General features: G+C 69.8%; 14 protein-coding genes and 1 other RNA gene. 9 read left to right on the top strand and 6 right to left on the bottom strand.

The features are described 5' to 3' along the window. Positions 1-64: 64 nt before the first annotated feature. From LOC65_RS03760 to ompA, 6 genes are all read right to left on the bottom strand, one after another. Positions 65-1324: a hypothetical protein gene (locus LOC65_RS03760; RefSeq protein ID WP_230246687.1), complete on the bottom strand. Its 1260-nt coding sequence runs from the start codon at positions 1322-1324 to the stop codon at positions 65-67. A 153-nt stretch (positions 1325-1477) separates the two neighbouring features. Then, positions 1478-2782 (bottom strand): phage integrase central domain-containing protein, encoded by a 1305-nt coding sequence (locus LOC65_RS03755; protein WP_230246686.1) that lies wholly within the window; start codon positions 2780-2782, stop codon positions 1478-1480. Positions 2783-2955: 173 nt separating this feature from the next. Next, positions 2956-3329, bottom strand: a transfer-messenger RNA (tmRNA) gene (gene ssrA / locus LOC65_RS03750). Between the two features lie 13 nt (positions 3330-3342). Next, the gene (gene gph / locus LOC65_RS03745) at positions 3343-4005 is read right to left on the bottom strand and encodes a phosphoglycolate phosphatase (RefSeq protein WP_230246685.1); all 663 of its coding nucleotides are present in this window, start codon (positions 4003-4005) and stop codon (positions 3343-3345) included. Beyond that, entirely contained in the window at positions 4005-4709 is a 705-nt protein-coding gene (gene ubiG / locus LOC65_RS03740; protein WP_230246683.1) for a bifunctional 2-polyprenyl-6-hydroxyphenol methylase/3-demethylubiquinol 3-O-methyltransferase UbiG, read from the bottom strand. Before ubiG ends, gph begins: the two co-directional genes overlap by 1 nt. Before the next feature lie 79 nt (positions 4710-4788). Beyond that, complete coding sequence (gene ompA / locus LOC65_RS03735; RefSeq protein WP_164962799.1) at positions 4789-5433, bottom strand: outer membrane protein OmpA; 645 nt, start codon at positions 5431-5433, stop codon at positions 4789-4791. Positions 5434-5701: 268 nt separating this feature from the next. Here ompA and gyrA point away from each other — a divergent pair, with 268 nt between their 5' ends. The 9 genes from gyrA (at position 5702) to lapB (ending at position 16835) form a co-directional block, all read left to right on the top strand. After that, positions 5702-8398 (top strand): DNA gyrase subunit A, encoded by a 2697-nt coding sequence (gene gyrA, locus LOC65_RS03730; RefSeq protein ID WP_230246682.1) that lies wholly within the window; start codon positions 5702-5704, stop codon positions 8396-8398. Further along, complete coding sequence (locus LOC65_RS03725) at positions 8398-9003, top strand: hypothetical protein (protein ID WP_009858510.1); 606 nt, start codon at positions 8398-8400, stop codon at positions 9001-9003. Before gyrA ends, LOC65_RS03725 begins: the two co-directional genes overlap by 1 nt. Continuing rightward, positions 9000-10106: a prephenate dehydratase gene (gene pheA / locus LOC65_RS03720; RefSeq protein WP_009858509.1), complete on the top strand. Its 1107-nt coding sequence runs from the start codon at positions 9000-9002 to the stop codon at positions 10104-10106. The genes LOC65_RS03725 and pheA overlap by 4 nt, the downstream gene beginning before the upstream one ends. Continuing rightward, on the top strand, positions 10106-10987 hold the full coding sequence (locus tag LOC65_RS03715) for a prephenate dehydrogenase (RefSeq protein ID WP_230246681.1): 882 nt from the start codon (positions 10106-10108) through the stop codon (positions 10985-10987). The genes pheA and LOC65_RS03715 overlap by 1 nt, the downstream gene beginning before the upstream one ends. A gap of 14 nt (positions 10988-11001) precedes the next feature. Further along, positions 11002-13038 carry a bifunctional 3-phosphoshikimate 1-carboxyvinyltransferase/cytidylate kinase gene (locus tag LOC65_RS03710; RefSeq protein WP_230246680.1) on the top strand — a complete coding sequence of 679 codons (2037 nt, stop codon included), beginning with the start codon at positions 11002-11004 and terminating at the stop codon, positions 13036-13038. Positions 13039-13180: 142 nt separating this feature from the next. Beyond that, complete coding sequence (rpsA, locus tag LOC65_RS03705; protein WP_230246679.1) at positions 13181-14896, top strand: 30S ribosomal protein S1; 1716 nt, start codon at positions 13181-13183, stop codon at positions 14894-14896. Positions 14897-14977: 81 nt separating this feature from the next. Continuing rightward, positions 14978-15289 carry an integration host factor subunit beta gene (locus LOC65_RS03700; RefSeq protein ID WP_009858505.1) on the top strand — a complete coding sequence of 104 codons (312 nt, stop codon included), beginning with the start codon at positions 14978-14980 and terminating at the stop codon, positions 15287-15289. A 25-nt stretch (positions 15290-15314) separates the two neighbouring features. Then, positions 15315-15620, top strand: coding sequence for a lipopolysaccharide assembly protein LapA domain-containing protein (locus LOC65_RS03695; protein WP_009858504.1), 306 nt, complete (start codon positions 15315-15317; stop codon positions 15618-15620). 66 nt (positions 15621-15686) lie between these two features. Beyond that, positions 15687-16835, top strand: coding sequence for a lipopolysaccharide assembly protein LapB (gene lapB, locus LOC65_RS03690; protein ID WP_164962803.1), 1149 nt, complete (start codon positions 15687-15689; stop codon positions 16833-16835). Positions 16836-16839: the final 4 nt, after the last annotated feature.

Genomic DNA, 16839 nt, shown 5'->3' with positions numbered 1-16839 from the left:
CGCGACGCGAAGTCTTCTGTCCGGCGGCATCCTCGGGCGTCCTCGGGCGTCCGAACTCGTCCGGCTACGGGCCGGGCGCCGTCCGTCCCATACGCTTGCGAAACGCCTCGCGCGTCAGCTTTCGCGCCGGGTCCACGCCGTAAAAGACCACCCCGTCCTTTACGTCGACCAGGGGGGGCGTTGGGCTCTCCGACTGCGCGTCCTTCACCAGTTCATCCCAAACCACCGACCAGGCGGCGCCCGGTCCGGCTTTGGCCCGCGCCTTCTCGAACGCGAGGTCCAGCGGGGCGGCTCGGCGCTTTATCTTGTGCCTCGTCACAGACGTGGGTACCCGCTGCACTGCCGTCTCGACCGCCTCGCTTGGCGCGACGGTCGCCGGTGACGGGCAGGTCGGCGAGGTCGTCGACTGGGGATCGTTCGCTGGCGCGCCCTTCTGGAAGCGGCCCTCCACAGGCGCCGCCGGATCGGCGAGCTCCTTCAGTCCCTGGGGTATCGACCATCCCTGCGACACCGCCAACCGCGCAAAGTCGCGCAGTACGACCAAGGTCCGCCAACGCTCCTCGGCGATCGGGCCACAGGCCAATAGAGCGGCGTCCTGCGGCGTCTCCGGCGGGACGAAGCGGCTCGCGTGGTTCAAGCGATCGCTGAAGTCGACCAGCCGTCGAAGGGTGCCAAGGCGGGGAAAAATCTGGACGCGGTCTATGCTGCAGGCCGGGTGATCTGGCTTCGCGACGAAGTACTGCAGGCGCAGCGGTGTCTGGGGCTCGTAGTCGAGACTCAAGGCGACGCACTCCCACAGGTATGCATGGGTGCGTTCTCGCCACTTGGCCCATGACGCAGCTTGCAAGCCGAATCGCGGGTCATTGGGGACTGCTTGATCGAAGCTCCGTTGAGTCACCTCGGCGAGTTCATTGAGCGATGCTTCGTATTCAGCCGCGCGCTGCATGACGTACTCGTGCGACCACTCGCGTTCCGCGCGGGTGCAAAGAAGGCGCCTGGCCTCCTCAATCGCGAGCTGATAGTTCGCAAGGACAAGCTCTTCGTCTGCTCGCGCTCGCGCCTGCTCCGCGGGTTCTATCGGAGCATCTGGCAGGAGACGTCCAGACTCGACATCCGCCCTGCGCGCGGCGTACCTGCAGAACGCCCACAGTACTTGCTCGCGGAAGTCGGCGCGGCGCCGGCGCTCTTCCTCAAGCAAGACCGCGGCGTGATTCTCAGGCGCGGTGCTGAGCCCAGCGGCGGGCGACGAGGTGCTCTCGACATCTACCCCGGCCTCGCATCCAGAAGCCAGCGCCGAGTCGTCACCGACTCCATGCTCTTTCATGTATCTCCTCCGAGAGTAGCTGCGTAGTTGGCTCGCGTCCTCCCCGCGTCTTGCCAAGCCGAATGGCGGACGGCGTCGGGAGCGGCCCTGGTGGCCGCCTTGCCGCGGTTCCGCCGCGGTGCCGGAGCCAGCGTGCCCGGCTGGCGCGGTTCGTCATCCTGTGGAGCGAGCCGGCAGCGCTATCACCTGTGCCCCGTCGCGCAGGCGGTCCAGGTAGTCGGCCCATCGAGCCATCAGCTCGCGCCGCTGGTCGACGAACTGCGTCCGGTCATAGGCACGCCCGAGGGGGCCGGCGACCGCGTGCGCCAGTTGTGCCTCCACGACTTCCGGCGCCACGCCCAGCCGCTCCACGGCCATCGTTCGAGCCATCGCCCGGAAGCCGTGCGCGGTCGCCGTCTCGCGGTCGAAGCCGAGCCGGCGAAGTGCCACGTTCACCGTGTTCTCACTCATCGGCCGATCCTTCGTCTGCAGACTCGGGAAGCAGTAGCGGCCGGCGCCGGTCAGAGGATGCAACCCGCGGAAGACCGCCAGCGCCTGGGGCGCCAGCGGGACGACGTGCGGCGCCCCGCTCATCTTGTCGGCCTTCTTCCGCTTCATCAGCGCGGGCGGGACGGTCAGCGTCGCCGCGTCGAAGTCGACCCAGGCCCATTCGAGCTGGCGCAGCTCGCCTGGCCGCAGCATCAGCAGCGCCGACAGCGCCAGCGCCGCGCGGGTGATGGGGTGCCCGTGGTAGTCGGCCATCGCGCGCAGCAACTCGCCGGCCTTCGCGGGCTCGATGACGGCGGCATGGTGGCGCGTCAGCACCGGCGGCAGCGCATCGCGGAGATCCGCCGCCGGGTTGCGGCCGCATGCCCCGGTCGCGATGCCGTAACGGAACACCTGCCCGCAGGCGTCCTTCAGCCGGTGCGCGGTCTCGACTGCGCCCCGATCGACGACACGGCGCAGGGTCTTCAGCAGTTCGGGCGCCTCGATCTCTGCGATCGGCCGGCGACCGATCCAGGGGAAGGCGTCTTGCTCAAGCCGGATGCGGGTTCGCTCGGCGTGCCCTGTGCTGCACTTCACCGCATGGACCAGCTCCAGCCACTCGCGCGCGACTGCCTCGAAGCTGCCGGTCGGCGGCAAGCCGGCGTCCTCCAGCGCATGCGCGGCTGCGAGCTCGGCGCGCTCGACCTTCTCGGCCTTGCGCTGCGCGCTGGGATCGCGGCCGGCGGCCAGCACCGCGCGCGCTTCGTCGCGCCGCTGCCGAGCCAGCGCCAGAGGCACCTCAGGGTAGACGCCGAGCGACAGCATCCGCGGAGCGCCGCCGAAGCGGTAGCGGAACCTCCACCAGCCGGCGCCGGTGGGTTGCGCGTCGAGGCGCAGCCCCGCACCGTCGGGCAGTCGTTCGAGCTTGCCGGACTCGGCCGCGCGCTTCAGCGCGGCGCGGATAGCCTTGTCGGTCAGGGTATCGGTAGCCATGCGTGTAACTCTACCGGAGAGCTACACACACCGGGCCCAGTTACACCAGAAGCTACACACACGATGCCCGGCTGCAAGCGGGCTCGTCCGGTCTCATGCGGACATGAAAAAGGCGCTAAGTCGTTGATTTACTTAGCGCCTTCTTGCTTTGCGGCCCCTTGCGGAGCCTTAGATGGTGGAACCGGGGGGAATCGAACCCCCGTCCGCAAGCCATCGCCGGACGGTTCTACATGCGTAGCTGGCTGATTTGAGTTTGAGGGCCCGGATCGCGCAGCAGCACGCTATCCGTTCCCCGAGTCACTTGGTTTTAGGCCCGCACCGAGTGACCCGGCGCGGGACGAGCCAATGTGAATGACCTCGCAGTCTTCGGCGTTGCCGCCTCAGACCCAGCCCATCGGCCAACTGTTGCGAGGCTCACCGGTGTTAAGCGGCGAGGGCGAAACGTTCGTCGTTCGCAGTTACTTTGTTTCCAGTGGATTTACGAGCGAACTGGTGCTCGGCATGCCCCGCGCCGACTCCGCACCCACGTCGAAGCCAGGTCGGTCCCTGAGGTGCCTAGTTTAGGCCAGATCCAGCCAGTTCAAGAGCGCGAAGGGTTCTTCGAGCACCGCATCGGCGCCCCAGGCGTGAATCGGCTCGCCGCAACCCAGGTAGCCCCAGCCGGCGGCCAGCGTGTGCATGCCGGCGGCGCGGCCGGCGACGATGTCGCGGTGGTCGTCGCCGACGTAGACGCAACGCTCTGGCGCGACGCCCAGGCGGCGTGCCGCCTCCCACAGCGGCTCGGGGTGAGGCTTGGCGTGAGGCGTGGTGTCGCCGGCGATCAGCGCTGCAGCACGGCTCTGCAGCGCCAGCCCGCGCACGACGGGCTCGGCGTAGCGCATCGCCTTGTTCGTCACGATGCCCCAGCGCAGGCCGGCGCCGTCGAGCGCCGCGAGCACCGGCTCGACGTGCTCGAAGACGCAGGTGGCCTGCAGCAGACGCTCGGCGTAACGCGCGAGAAAGGCGTCGCGCAGCGGCTCGAAACCTTCGTCACCAGGCGCCAGGCCGAAGGCGGCGCCGACCATGCCACGCGCGCCGGTGCCGACCATCGGCCGCAGGCGCTCGTACGGCAGCGGGGCGAGCCCGCGAGCGATGCGCAGGTCGTTGGCCGCGCCGGCCAGATCGGGCGCGCTGTCGACCAGGGTGCCGTCGAGGTCGAACAGCACCACCTCGGCACGCGCCATCAGCCGGGCTTCCGCGTCGCGACGAGGTAGTTGACGCTGGTGTCGTCGGACAGCCAGTAGCGCTTGGTCAGCGGGTTGTATTGCAGGCCTCGGCTGCCGGCCGGCGTCAGGCCGGCGTCGCGGCACCAGCGCGCGAGTTCGCTCGGGCGGATGAAACGTTCGTACTCGTGCGTGCCGCGCGGCAGCATCTTCAGCACGTACTCGGCGCCGACGATCGCGAACAGGAAGGCCTTGGGGTTGCGGTTGAGCGTCGAGAAGAACACCCAGCCGCCGGGCTTGGCGAGCCTGGCGCAGGCCTCGATGACCGACGCCGGATCGGGCACGTGCTCGAGCATCTCCATGCAGGTGACGACGTCGAAGCTCCCCGGGCGCTCGGCAGCCAGCGCCTCGGTCGCGATCTCGCGGTACTCGAGGTTCATCACCTCGGACTCGAGCGCATGCAGGCGCGCGACACCGAGCGCCTTGGTCGACAGGTCGATGCCGGTCACGTGCGCGGCACGGCCGGCCATCGACTCCGACAGCACGCCGCCGCCGCAGCCGACGTCGAGCACGGTCTTGCCGCGCAGCTCGGCCAGGCTGTCGATCCAGTCCAGGCGCAGGGGGTTGATCTCGTGCAGCGGCCGGAATTCGCTCTCCGGGTCCCACCAGCGGTGGGCGAGATCGCTGAACTTGGCCAGTTCCTGGGCGTCGGCGTTGACGGTCATGCTCGAATCCTAAGCGCAACAAACGGAAAACCCCGCCGAGGCGGGGTTTCATGCGGGGAACCCGATGGGTTCCGGGCGATTACTTCTTGGTACGCGTACCGACCACTTCGATTTCCACGCGACGGTTCTTCGCGCGACCTTCGCGGGTCTTGTTGTCGGCGACCGGCTGCTTCTCGCCCTTGCCTTCGGTGTAGACGCGGTTCTTCTCGATGCCTTGATCGACCAGATAGGCCTTCACGGCGTCGGCGCGCTTGACCGACAGCTTCTGGTTGTAGCCATCCGGACCCGTGGCGTCGGTGTGACCCACGGCGATGACGACTTCCAGGTTGACGGCCTTGGCCTTGGCGGCCAAGTCGTCAAGCTTCGCCTTCGCTTCGGGCTTCAGGACAGCCTTGTCGAAGTCGAAGAACGCGTCAGCGGCGAAGGTGACCTTCTCGCTGACCGGAGCCGGCGGCGGCGGGGGCGGCGGCGGGGGCGGCGGGGGCGCCACGACCTTGGGCGCCGGGGCCGGCGCCGGGGGCTTCAACGCACCATCGCACTCGGCCGCGGCAGTGGCCGGGGTCCAGTTGCTGTCACGCCAGCAGAGCTCGTTCGTCCCGTTCTTCCAGACGGTGCCGTCCGAGGCGCGCCAGTTGTCGATCGTCTTGTCCTGGGCCAGGACCGCGATCGGGGCGGCGAGCGCAGCGGTTGCAAAAAGCACCGCCACCCTGTTCAGTTTCTTCATGTTTCTCCTCTCGAGGAAAGCCGCAGCAGAACTGCGATACGTCCAAACCGAAAGCCTGAACTCCGGGCAAATCCCGACACGCCGGGTACTTACCACCTGCGAACGATTGTGCCATAGGGCACGGACGCGCCTGCATTCTCACCCCTGTGCTTGGGCGTGCTCGACCCGCTGTTGCGCTGCCACGACAAGCGCCGCACCGTAGAATCTCCCGTCCCGTGCCAGGCCGCTCCGGCCCGGCCGCTCTTGCTCGCGCGCCGCGCGGTTACGCATGTCCCAGTTCGCCAAGGAAACCCTGCCGATCAGTCTCGAAGAGGAGATGCGGCGTTCGTACCTCGACTACGCGATGAGCGTGATCGTCGGACGCGCCCTCCCCGACGCCCGGGACGGCCTCAAGCCCGTGCACCGTCGTGTCCTGTACGCGATGCACGAGCTGTCCAACCACTGGAACCGGCCGTACAAGAAGAGCGCGCGCATCGTCGGCGACGTCATCGGTAAGTACCACCCGCACGGCGACACCGCGGTCTACGACACCATCGTGCGCATGGCGCAGGACTTCAGCCTGCGCCACATGCTCGTCGACGGCCAGGGCAACTTCGGCTCGGTCGACGGCGACAGCGCCGCGGCGATGCGCTACACCGAGATCCGCCTGGCGAAGATCGCCCACGAGATGCTCGAGGACATCGACAAGGAAACGGTCGATTTCGCCCCGAACTACGACGGCTCCGAAAAGGAGCCGACGGTGCTGCCGGCGCGGCTGCCGAACCTGCTCGTCAACGGCTCGGCCGGCATCGCGGTCGGCATGGCGACCAACATCCCGCCGCACAACCTCAACGAGATCGTCGACGCCTGCCTGCACCTGCTGAAGGTGCCCGAGGCGACGATCGAGGAGCTGATGGAGATCGTGCCGGCGCCGGACTTCCCGACCGCCGGCATCATCTACGGCCTCGAAGGCGTGCGCGAGGGCTACCGCACCGGGCGCGGGCGAGTCGTGATGCGCGCCAAGTGCCACTTCGAGGACATCGACCGCGGGCAGCGTCAGGCGATCATCGTCGACGAGATCCCGTACCAGGTGAACAAGAAGACGCTGCTCGAGCGCATCGCCGAGCTCGTCAACGAAAAGAAGATCGAAGGCATCAGCCACATCCAGGACGAGAGCGACAAGTCCGGGATGCGCGTGGTCATCGAGCTGAAGCGCGGCGAGGTCCCCGAGGTCGTCCTCAACAACCTCTACAAGCAGACCCAGCTGCAGGACAGCTTCGGCATCAACATGGTCGCGCTGGTCGACGGCCAGCCGCGCCTGTGCAACCTGAAGCAGCTGCTCGACATCTTCCTCGAGCACCGCCGCGAGGTCGTCACCCGCCGCACGGTCTACGAGCTGCGCAAGGCGCGCGAGCGCGGCCACGTGCTCGAAGGCCTGGCGGTGGCGCTGGCCAACATCGACGAGTTCATCGAGACCATCAAGACCAGCCCGACGCCGCCGGTGGCGAAGGCCGCGCTGATGTCCAAGGCCTGGGACAGCTCGATGGTGCGCGAGATGCTCGCGCGTGCCGAGGAGTCGACGGCCGGCGGCCGCGCCGCCTACCGCCCCGAGGGCCTGCCCGCGGGCTACGGCCTGCAGGCCGACGGCCTGTACCGGCTGTCCGAGGACCAGGCGCAGGAAATCCTGCAGATGCGGCTGCAGCGCCTCACCGGCCTGGAGCAGGACAAGATCATCGGCGAGTACCGCGAGGTCATGTCGCAGATCGCCGACTTGCTGGACATCCTCGCCCGTCCCGAGCGCGTGACCGCGATCCTCGTCGAGGAGCTGAACGCGCTGCGCCAGGAGTTCGGCCAGGCCAAGGTCGGCGCGCGCCGCAGCGTCATCGAGCGCAACGCCCTCGAGCTCGGCACCGAGGACCTGATCACGCCGACCGACATGGTCGTCACGCTCAGCCACACCGGTTACATCAAGAGCCAGCCGCTGACCGAGTACCGCGCCCAGCGCCGCGGCGGCCGCGGCAAGCAGGCGACGCAGACCAAGGACGACGACTGGATCGACCAGCTCTTCATCGCCAACACGCACGACTGGATCCTGTGCTTCTCGGATCGCGGCCGCGTCTACTGGCTCAAGGTCTGGGAAGTGCCGCAGGGCTCGCGCAACTCGCGCGGCAAGCCGATCGTCAACATGTTCCCGCTGCAGCCCGGCGAGAAGATCACCGTCGTGCTGCCGCTGACCGGCGAGTTCCGCAGCTTCCCGGCCGACCACTACGTCTTCATGTCGACCGCGCTGGGCACGGTGAAGAAGACGCCGCTGGACGAGTTCAGCAACCCGCGCAAGGCCGGCATCATCGCCGTCGGCCTGGACGAGGGCGACTACCTGATCGGCGCCGCGCTGACCGACGGCCGCCACGACGTGATGCTGTTCTCCGACGGCGGCAAGGCCGTGCGCTTCGACGAGGACGACGTGCGCCCGATGGGCCGCAACGCCCGCGGCGTGCGCGGCATGGCGCTCGAGCCCGGCCAGAACGTCATCGCGATGCTGGTGTCCGACCGCGGCGACGAGGCCCGCGACGTCGGCGAGGACAGCACGCGCGTCAGCGTGCTGACCGCCACCGAGAACGGTTTCGGCAAGCGCACGCCGATCGGCGAGTACACCCGCCACGGCCGCGGCACCAAGGGCATGATCGCGATCCAGCAGAGCGAGCGCAACGGCAAGGTCGTCGCCGCGACCCTGGTGCGCGAGACCGACGAGATCATGCTGATCACCGACCGCGGCGTGCTCGTGCGCACCCGGGTCGCCGAGATCCGCGAGATGGGCCGCGCCACGCAGGGTGTGACGCTGATCGCGCTGGACGACGGCTCCAAGCTATCCGGCCTCCAGCGCATCGTCGAGAACGACGCCCAGACCGACGCCGCGGCCGGCGACGACACTGCCAACGACACTGCCAACGACAGCGCCGGCGACGCCGGCACGGAGAACGCGTGATGACCCAACGATTCGTGCTTGCCCTGGCGCTTGCCGCGGCCCTCCCGGCCATGGCGCAGAAGGCGCCGGCGCCCGCCTCCACCGCGCCCGCGGCATCGGCCACCGCCCCGTCGAGCCCGGCGAAGAAGGCCCTGGTCGCCAAGATCCTGCAGATCCAGCAGCCGGCGATCGAGAACATGGCGCGCCAGCTCGCCGAGCAGCCTGCGCTGGCGATGATGCAGCAGGCGGCGATGGCGCTGCAGCGGCTGCCCGCCGAACAGCGCACGGCGCTGGCCCAGGGCCTTCAGGCCGATGCCAAGAAGTACGCCGACGAGGCGGCGCCGATCGTGCGCGACCGCGCCGTCAAGCTCGCGCCGAGCACCGTCGGCGCCATCCTCGAGCAGCGCTTCAGCGAAGAAGAGCTCAAGCAGCTGGTCACCATCCTCGAATCGCCGGTGAACCGCAAGTTCCAGTCGATGAACGGCGACATGCAGCGTGCGCTGGGTGAGAAGCTGGTCGCCGAGACCAAGCCGCTGGTCGAACCCAAGGTGCGCGCGCTGGAGCAGGCCGTGCGCAAGCGCTTCGAGGCCATCACCCCCGCCGCGGCGGCCAGCGCACCGAAGTGAAGACGCCCAAGGTCGAGTCCTCCGACGAGCTCGTCGGCCTGCGCCAGCAGATCGACGCGGTCGACCGCGAACTGCTCGAGCTGCTCAACCGCCGCGCCGGCCTGGCGCTGGCGGTGGGCGAGCTGAAGAAACGCGAGGGCTCGGTCGTCTTCCGCCCCGAACGCGAGGCCCAGGTCATCGACGGCATGAAGGCCGTGAACCCGGGGCCGCTGCAGACCGCGAGCATCGCGCCGATCTGGCGCGAGATCATGTCGGCCTGCCGCGCGCTGGAGACACCGACCCGCGTGGCCTACCTGGGCCCTGCCGGCACCTTCAGCGAAGAGGCGGCGATCGGCTACTTCGGCAGCTCGCTGCTGCGCGTGCAGTGCGCGAGCATCGACGAAGTCTTCCACGCCGTCGCCTCGGGCGCGGCCGACTTCGGCGTCGTGCCGGTCGAGAACTCGACCGAAGGCGTGGTCGCGCGCTCGCTCGATCTCTTCCTGCACACGCCGCTGTTCATCATCGGCGAGACCAGCCTGTTCATCCGCCAGAACCTGCTGCGGCGCGAGAACTCGCTGGACGGCATCCGCGCCGTCTGCGCCCACCCGCAGGCGCTGGCGCAATGCCACGGCTGGCTCAGCCACCATCTGCCCGACGCCGAGCGCCGCCCGGCGTCGAGCAACGCCGAAGGCGCGCGCCTAGCCTCGCTGGACACCAGCGTCGCAGCCATCGCCAGCGTGCGCGCGGCCAGCGAGTTCGGCCTGCACGTGCTGGCACCGGCGATCCAGGACGACGCCCACAACCGCACGCGTTTCGCGATCGTCACCCACCCCGACCGCCATCCGGTGCCCAAGCCTTCGGGCCACGACTGCACGAGCCTCGTGCTGTCGGTGAAGAACCGGCCCGGCGCGGTGCACGACATGCTGGTGCCGCTGAAGCGCCACGACGTCTCGATGTCGCGCTTCGAGTCGCGCCCGGCGCGCTCGGGCCAGTGGGAGTACTACTTCTACATCGACGTGCAGGGCCACCCCGACGAGCCCAAGGTCGGTGCCGCGCTGCGCGAACTGCACGACGCCTGCGCCTTCTTCAAGATCCTCGGGGCCTACCCGGTGGACGTGCACTGATGTTCCAGCAACTCGGCGTCATCGGCTGCGGCCTGATGGGCGGCTCCTTCGCGCTGGCGCTCAAGCGCGCCGGTCTGGTCAAGCGTGTCATCGGCTACAGCAAGAGCCCGTCGACGACCGAACGCGCGAAGAAGCTCGGCGTCATCGACGTCGTCGCCGAATCGGCGCTGCTGGCCGTCGCCGGCTCGGACATCGTGCTGCTGTCAGTGCCGGTGGCCGCCACCGAGGCGACCTTCAAGGCCATCCGCCACCTCGTCGAGCCGGGCGTGCTGTTCATGGACGTCGGCAGCACCAAGCGCGATGTCGTCGACGCCGCGCGCCGCGTGCTGCGCGAGCGCCTGCCGTCCTTCGTGCCGGCGCACCCGATCGCCGGCAAGGAACTGGCCGGCATCGGCCACGCCGACGCGGCGCTGTACGCCGGCCGCCAGGTCATCCTGACGCCGCTGCCGCAGACCGCGCCCGACCTGGTGCAGAAGGCCACCGACGTCTGGTCGGCGATCGGCGCGCAGGTGCTGAAGATGACGCCGGAGAACCACGACGCCGCCTTCGCCGCCGTCAGCCACCTGCCGCATTTGCTGGCCTTCGCCTATTTCTCGGCGGTGGTCGGCCAGCCCGCCGGGCGCGACTTCCTGTCGCTCGCCGGCCCCGGCTTCCGCGACTTCACGCGCATCGCCGCCAGCAACCCCGAGATGTGGCGCGACGTGCTGACCGCCAACCGCGAAGAGATCCTCAAGCAGTCGCAGCGCTTTCGCCAGTCGCTCGACGCCTTCGAGCAGCTGATGCTGAACGGCAACACCGACGCGCTGGAGACGATGATCCGCGCCGCCGCCGAAGGCCGTGCCGGCTGGCAGATGGGCGCGCCGCGATCGGCCCAGCGCTGACGTTTTCCGACCCGATGTTCCGCACCCCCTTCCTCGACCTGCCGCCGATGGCAGGCGCGGCCGGCACCGTCCGGCTGCCCGGCTCCAAGAGCATCTCCAACCGCGTGCTGCTGCTCGCCGGCCTGGCCGACGGCACGACACGCGTGCACGACCTGCTGGCCAGCGACGACACACGCGTCATGCTCGACGCGCTGCGTGCACTGGGCTGCGGCATCACCCACGACGCCGACGGCACGCTGGCCGTCACCGGCCTGGGCGGCCGGCTGGCGGTGCACGAGGCCAGGCTGTTCCTCGGCAACGCCGGCACCGCGATGCGGCCGCTGGCCGCGGCGCTGGCCGTGCTGGCGACGCTGCAGGGAGGCGACTTCGAGCTCTCCGGCGTGCCGCGCATGCACGAGCGCCCGATCGGCGACCTGGTCGACGCGCTGCGCCCGCTCGGCTGCACGATCGACGAGCTCGGCACGCCCGGCTACCCGCCGCTGCGCCTGCGCGGCAGCGCCGGCGGCCGGCTGGCGCTGGAGCGGCCGATCCGCGTGCGCGGCGACGTCTCCAGCCAGTTCCTGACCGCGCTGCTGCTGGCCCTGCCGCTGGCCGCCGGCGAACGCGATCTCGTCGTCGAGGTCGACGGCGAACTCATCTCCAAGCCCTACGTCGAGATCACCGTCAACCTGCTGGCGCGCTTCGGCATCGCCGTGCGCCGCGACCGCTGGCAGCGCTTCACGATCCCGCAGGGCAGCCGCTACCGCTCGCCGGGCGACATCCACGTCGAGGGCGACGCCTCGTCGGCCTCGTACTTCGTCGCGCTGGGCGCGATCGCCGCCACTGGTGGCGACGCGGTGCGCATCGAAGGTGTCGGCAGCGACTCGATCCAGGGCGACATCCGCTTCGTCGAGGCCGCCCAGGCGATGGGCGCCGACGTGCGCACCGGCCCCGGCTGGCTGGAGGTGCGCCGCGGGCGCTGGCCGCTGGCCGGCATCACGCTGGACGCCAACCACATCCCCGACGCCGCGATGACGCTGGCGGCGATGGCGCTGTACGCCGAAGGCCCGACCCGCATCGAGGGCATCGCCAGCTGGCGCGTCAAGGAGACCGACCGCATCGCCGCGATGGCCGCCGAGCTGCGCCGCGTCGGCGCGACGGTCGTCGAAGGCGCCGACTTCATCGAGGTCCGCGCGCCGCAGGCCTGGCAGCCGGCCGAGATCCGCACCTACGACGACCACCGCATGGCGATGTGCCTGTCGCTGGCGGCGTTCAACCCGACCGTCGGCGCGCGCGTGCCGGTGCGCATCCTCGAGCCGCACTGCGTCGCCAAGACCTTCCCCGACTACTTCGAGGCCTTGTTCGGCCTGGCGCGCGCCGAGCCGGCCGAGGTGCCGGTGATCACGATCGACGGCCCGACGGCCTCGGGCAAGGGCACGCTGGCCGCCGAGGTCGCCGCGGCGCTGGGCTACGCGCTGCTGGACTCGGGCGCGCTGTACCGCGCCACCGGCATCGCCGCGCTGTGGGACGGTGTCTCGCCCGAGGACGAGCCGGCGCTGGCGGCGCTGGCCGCCGGTCTGGACCTGCGTTTCGGCGACGGCGCCGACGCCGGCCGCACCTGGCTGCGCGGGCGCGACATCACCGACGAGCTGCGCCTGGAAACGACGGGCCTGATGGCCTCGCGCGTCTCGGTCTGGCCGGCGGTGCGCGCGGCGCTGCACGAGCTGCAGCTGTCGTTCCGCCGCGCGCCGGGCCTGGTGGCCGACGGCCGCGACATGGGCACCGTGATCTTCCCCGACGCGCCGCTGAAGGTCTTCCTCACGGCCAGCGCCGCCCAGCGCGCCGAGCGGCGCCATAAGCAACTGATTTCCAAGGGAATTTCTGCTAATATCGACGACCTTCGCGCGGACCTCGAGGCGCGGGACTTGCGTGACCGATCACGCAGCGTCTCGCCGTTGAAGCCGGCCGAAGACGCGCTGGAACTCGACAACTCGGCACTGTCCATCGAAGCCTCGGTGGCCCAGGTGCTGGCTTGGTGGCAACAGCGCCGCCCGTTCGGCCGCACGGCCTGACGCGCGTTCTCCCCAGGTTCCGCTGCGCTCCCCTTCCGGCCGTCAGGCCACCGGGCGCGGCGGGTGTGTCCAACGAACCCTGCAGCCCCCGCTGCAAGCACCGCCCGGCTCTGCCTTCAACTCCTCCGGGCACAGGAACCACATGTCCGTATCCACTACCGTCATCGCCAAGAGCGGCGCTGATGCCTTCGCCGCCCTGTTCGAGGAATCGCTGAAGAGCTCCGACATGCGTGTCGGCGAGGTGATCTCCGCCGAAGTCGTGCGCATCGAGTTCAACCACGTCGTCGTCAACGCCGGGCTCAAGAGCGAGTCCTACGTGCCCATCGACGAGTTCAAGAACGACCAGGGCGAGCTCGAGGTCCAGGTCGGCGACTTCGTCGCGGTGGCGATCGACGCCGTCGAGAACGGCTACGGCGACACCATCCTCAGCCGCGACAAGGCCAAGCGCCTGGCGTCGTGGATGGCGCTGGAGAACGCGCTGGAGTCGGGCGACTTCGTCACCGGCACGGTCAGCGGCAAGGTCAAGGGCGGCCTGACGGTGCTGGTCAACGGCATCCGCGCCTTCCTGCCGGGTTCGCTGCTCGACACGCGTCCGGTCAAGGACATGAGCCCGTTCGAGGGCAAGACCATGGAGTTCAAGGTCATCAAGCTCGACCGCAAGCGCAACAACGTCGTGTTGTCGCGCCGCGCCGTCGTCGAGGCTTCGATGGGCGAAGAACGCGCCAAGCTGCTCGAGACGCTGACCGAAGGCGCCATCGTGCACGGCGTGGTCAAGAACATCACCGAATACGGTGCGTTCGTCGACCTCGGCGGCATCGACGGCCTGCTGCACATCACCGACATGGCGTGGCGCCGCGTGCGTCACCCGAGCGAGGTGGTGCAGGTCGGTCAGGAACTGTCGGCCAAGGTCCTCAAGTTCGACGCCGAGAAGAACCGCGTCAGCCTGGGCATCAAGCAGCTGGGCGACGACCCGTGGCTGGGCGTCTCGCGCCGCTACCCGAACGGCACGCGCCTGTTCGGCAAGATCACCAACATCGCCGACTACGGCGCGTTCGTCGAGATCGAGCCGGGCATCGAAGGCCTGGTGCACGTCTCCGAAATGGACTGGACGAACAAGAACGCCGCCCCGTCCAAGGTGGTCTCGCTGGGCGAGGAAGTCGAAGTCATGGTCCTGGAGATCGACGAAGACAAGCGTCGCATCTCGCTGGGCATGAAGCAGTGCAAGCCGAACCCGTGGGAAGAGTTCGCTTCCAACGTCAAGCGCGGCGACAAGGTCAAGGGCCCGGTCAAGTCGATCACCGACTTCGGCGTCTTCGTCGGCCTGTCCGCGGGCATCGACGGCCTGGTGCGCCTTTCCGACCTGTCGTGGCACGAGCCGGGTGAAGCCGCCGTGCGCAACTACAAGAAGGGCCAGGAAGTCGAGGCCATCGTGCTGGCCGTCGACGTCGAGCGCGAGCGCATCAGCCTGGGCATCAAGCAGCTGGACGTCGATCCGTTCACCAGCTTCACGACGCTCAACGACCGCGGCGCCATCGTCACCGGCAAGGTGAAGACGGTCGACCCGCGCGGCGCCGAGATCCAGCTCAACGACGACGTCACCGGCTACCTGCGTGCGTCCGAGATCAGCCGCGACCGCGTCGAAGACGCGCGCAACGTGCTGAAGGAAGGCGACGAAGTCTCGGTCATGATCATCAACGTCGACCGCAAGCTGCGTTCGATCCAGCTGTCGATCAAGGCCAAGGACAACGCCGACGAGCAGCAGTCGATGCAGGCCCTGCGCCAGACCAACGAGCGCGAGAACGCCGGCACGACCAGCCTGGGCGCCCTGCTGCGCGCCAAGCTCGACAACCGCGAGTAATTCGCCGTTGCACGGCCCGCGCGCCCCTTCCAGGCGCGCGGGCCTTTTCGCGTTTCCAGCCGCTTGCGATCCGTCCCTGCCATGACCCGATCCGACCTCGTCGCCCGTCTTGCCGAGCGCTTCTCGCAGCTGACGCAGCGCGACACCGAGTTCGCCGTCAAGACCATCCTCGACGCGATGACCGACGCGCTGGCCCGCGGCCACCGCATCGAGATCCGCGGGTTCGGCAGCTTCTCGATCAACCGCCGTCCGCCGCGCATGGGCCGCAACCCGCGCAGTGGCGAACAGGTCGTGATCCCGGAGAAGCTGGTCCCGCACTTCAAGCCCGGCAAGGCGCTGCGCGAAGCCGTCGACGCGCGCCAACCAGCCGACCGGGATACCGACGCCGCCTGACCGGGCGGCTCCTAGAATCGGCGCCGTGCGCCTTCTCCTCTGGCTCTTCCGGGCCTTCGTCTTCTTCACGCTGTTCGCGTTCGCGCTGAACAACCAGCAGAACGCGACCGTGCGCTGGTTCTTCGGCGCCGAGTGGCAGGCCCCGATGGTCATCGTCGTGCTCGCGGCCTTCGCCGCGGGCGCGGCCGTCGGCGTGCTGGCGATGCTGCCGAGCTGGTGGCGCGAACGCCGCAAGGCGCGGCTGCAGGCCCCCGCCCCGGTGGCGCCGGCCCCCGCCCCGGCGCCGGCCTCCGAGCTGCCGCTGGAACACCCGCCGCGCGAGGGGCTGTGAGCGCCCGGCGCACCGTTGCGGCCTGATCGGGCCGCCCGATTTCCCGTCCGAGAACCCCGACGCCCGATGGACTTCGACTTCCAGTGGCTGCTGATCGGCCTGCCGGTGGCCTTCGCGCTGGGCTGGCTCGCGTCGCGCTTCGACCTGCGCCAGGTGCGCCGCGACAACCGCGACGCGCCGCGCGCCTACTTCAAGGGCCTGAACCTGCTGCTCAACGAACAGCAGGACAAGGCCATCGACGCCTTCATCGAGGCCGTGCAGCACGACCCCGACACGACCGAGCTGCACTTCGCGCTGGGCAACCTGTTCCGCCGCCGCGGCGAGTTCGAGCGCGCGGTGCGCGTGCACGAACACCTGCTGTCGCGCGCCGACCTGAAGACCGGCGAACGCGACCGCGCCCAGCACGAGTTGGCCCAGGACTACATGCGCGCCGGTCTCTTCGACCGCGCCGAGCAGGCCTACCGCGCGCTCGAGGGCACGGCCTTCGAGACCGAGGCCTGGCTGGCGCTGCTGGCGCTGCAGGAACGTTCGCGCAGTTGGCGCGCCGCGATCGACATCGCCACCCGCCTGGACAAGGGCGGCACCGGCTCGTACGCGCCGCGCATCGCCCACTACTGGTGCGAGCTGGCCGAGGAAGCCGACGCCGCCGGCAATGCCGCCGACGCCGACACGGCCCTCAGGCGCGCGCTGGAGGCCGCGCCGCACGCGGCCCGGCCGCGGGTCATCGCCGGCCGGCGCGCGCGCGCCGCCGGCCGCCACGGCGAGGCCGTCGAGCTCTGGGACGAACTGGCCGGCGTGCAGCCGGGTGCCTTCGCGCTGGTGGCCGCCGACTACGCCGCCAGCGGCGAGGCCTGCGGGCGGCTCGAGCACGTGCGCGACCAGCTCGCCAAGGCGCTCGAGCGCAGCCCCAGCCTGGACGTGCTGCAGGCGCTGGGCCGGCTCGACCCGGCGAGCCAGCCGCGCCGCCTGGCCGACAGCCTGCGCCAGCAGCCGAGCCTGACCGCGGCGCATGCGCTGCTCGCCACGCCGCCCCAGCCAGCGGCCGGCGACCCGGCCGCGCTGGAGCTCGTCGAGCAGGCGCTGGCGCGCGCCGCGCGCCCGCTGCAACGCTACCGCTGCGCCGCCTGCGGTTTCGAGGCCCACCAGTACTTCTGGCAGTGCCCGGGCTGCCTCAGCTGGGACAGCTACCCGCCGCGGCGGGTCGACGAGAGCTGAGCCG

Source organism: Rubrivivax sp. JA1055 (genome assembly GCF_020966565.1).
Taxonomy (GTDB): domain Bacteria; phylum Pseudomonadota; class Gammaproteobacteria; order Burkholderiales; family Burkholderiaceae_C; genus Rubrivivax; species Rubrivivax benzoatilyticus.
The sequence above is the reverse complement of the archived record's forward strand: the minus strand, read 5'-3'. Positions and strand labels throughout refer to the sequence as shown.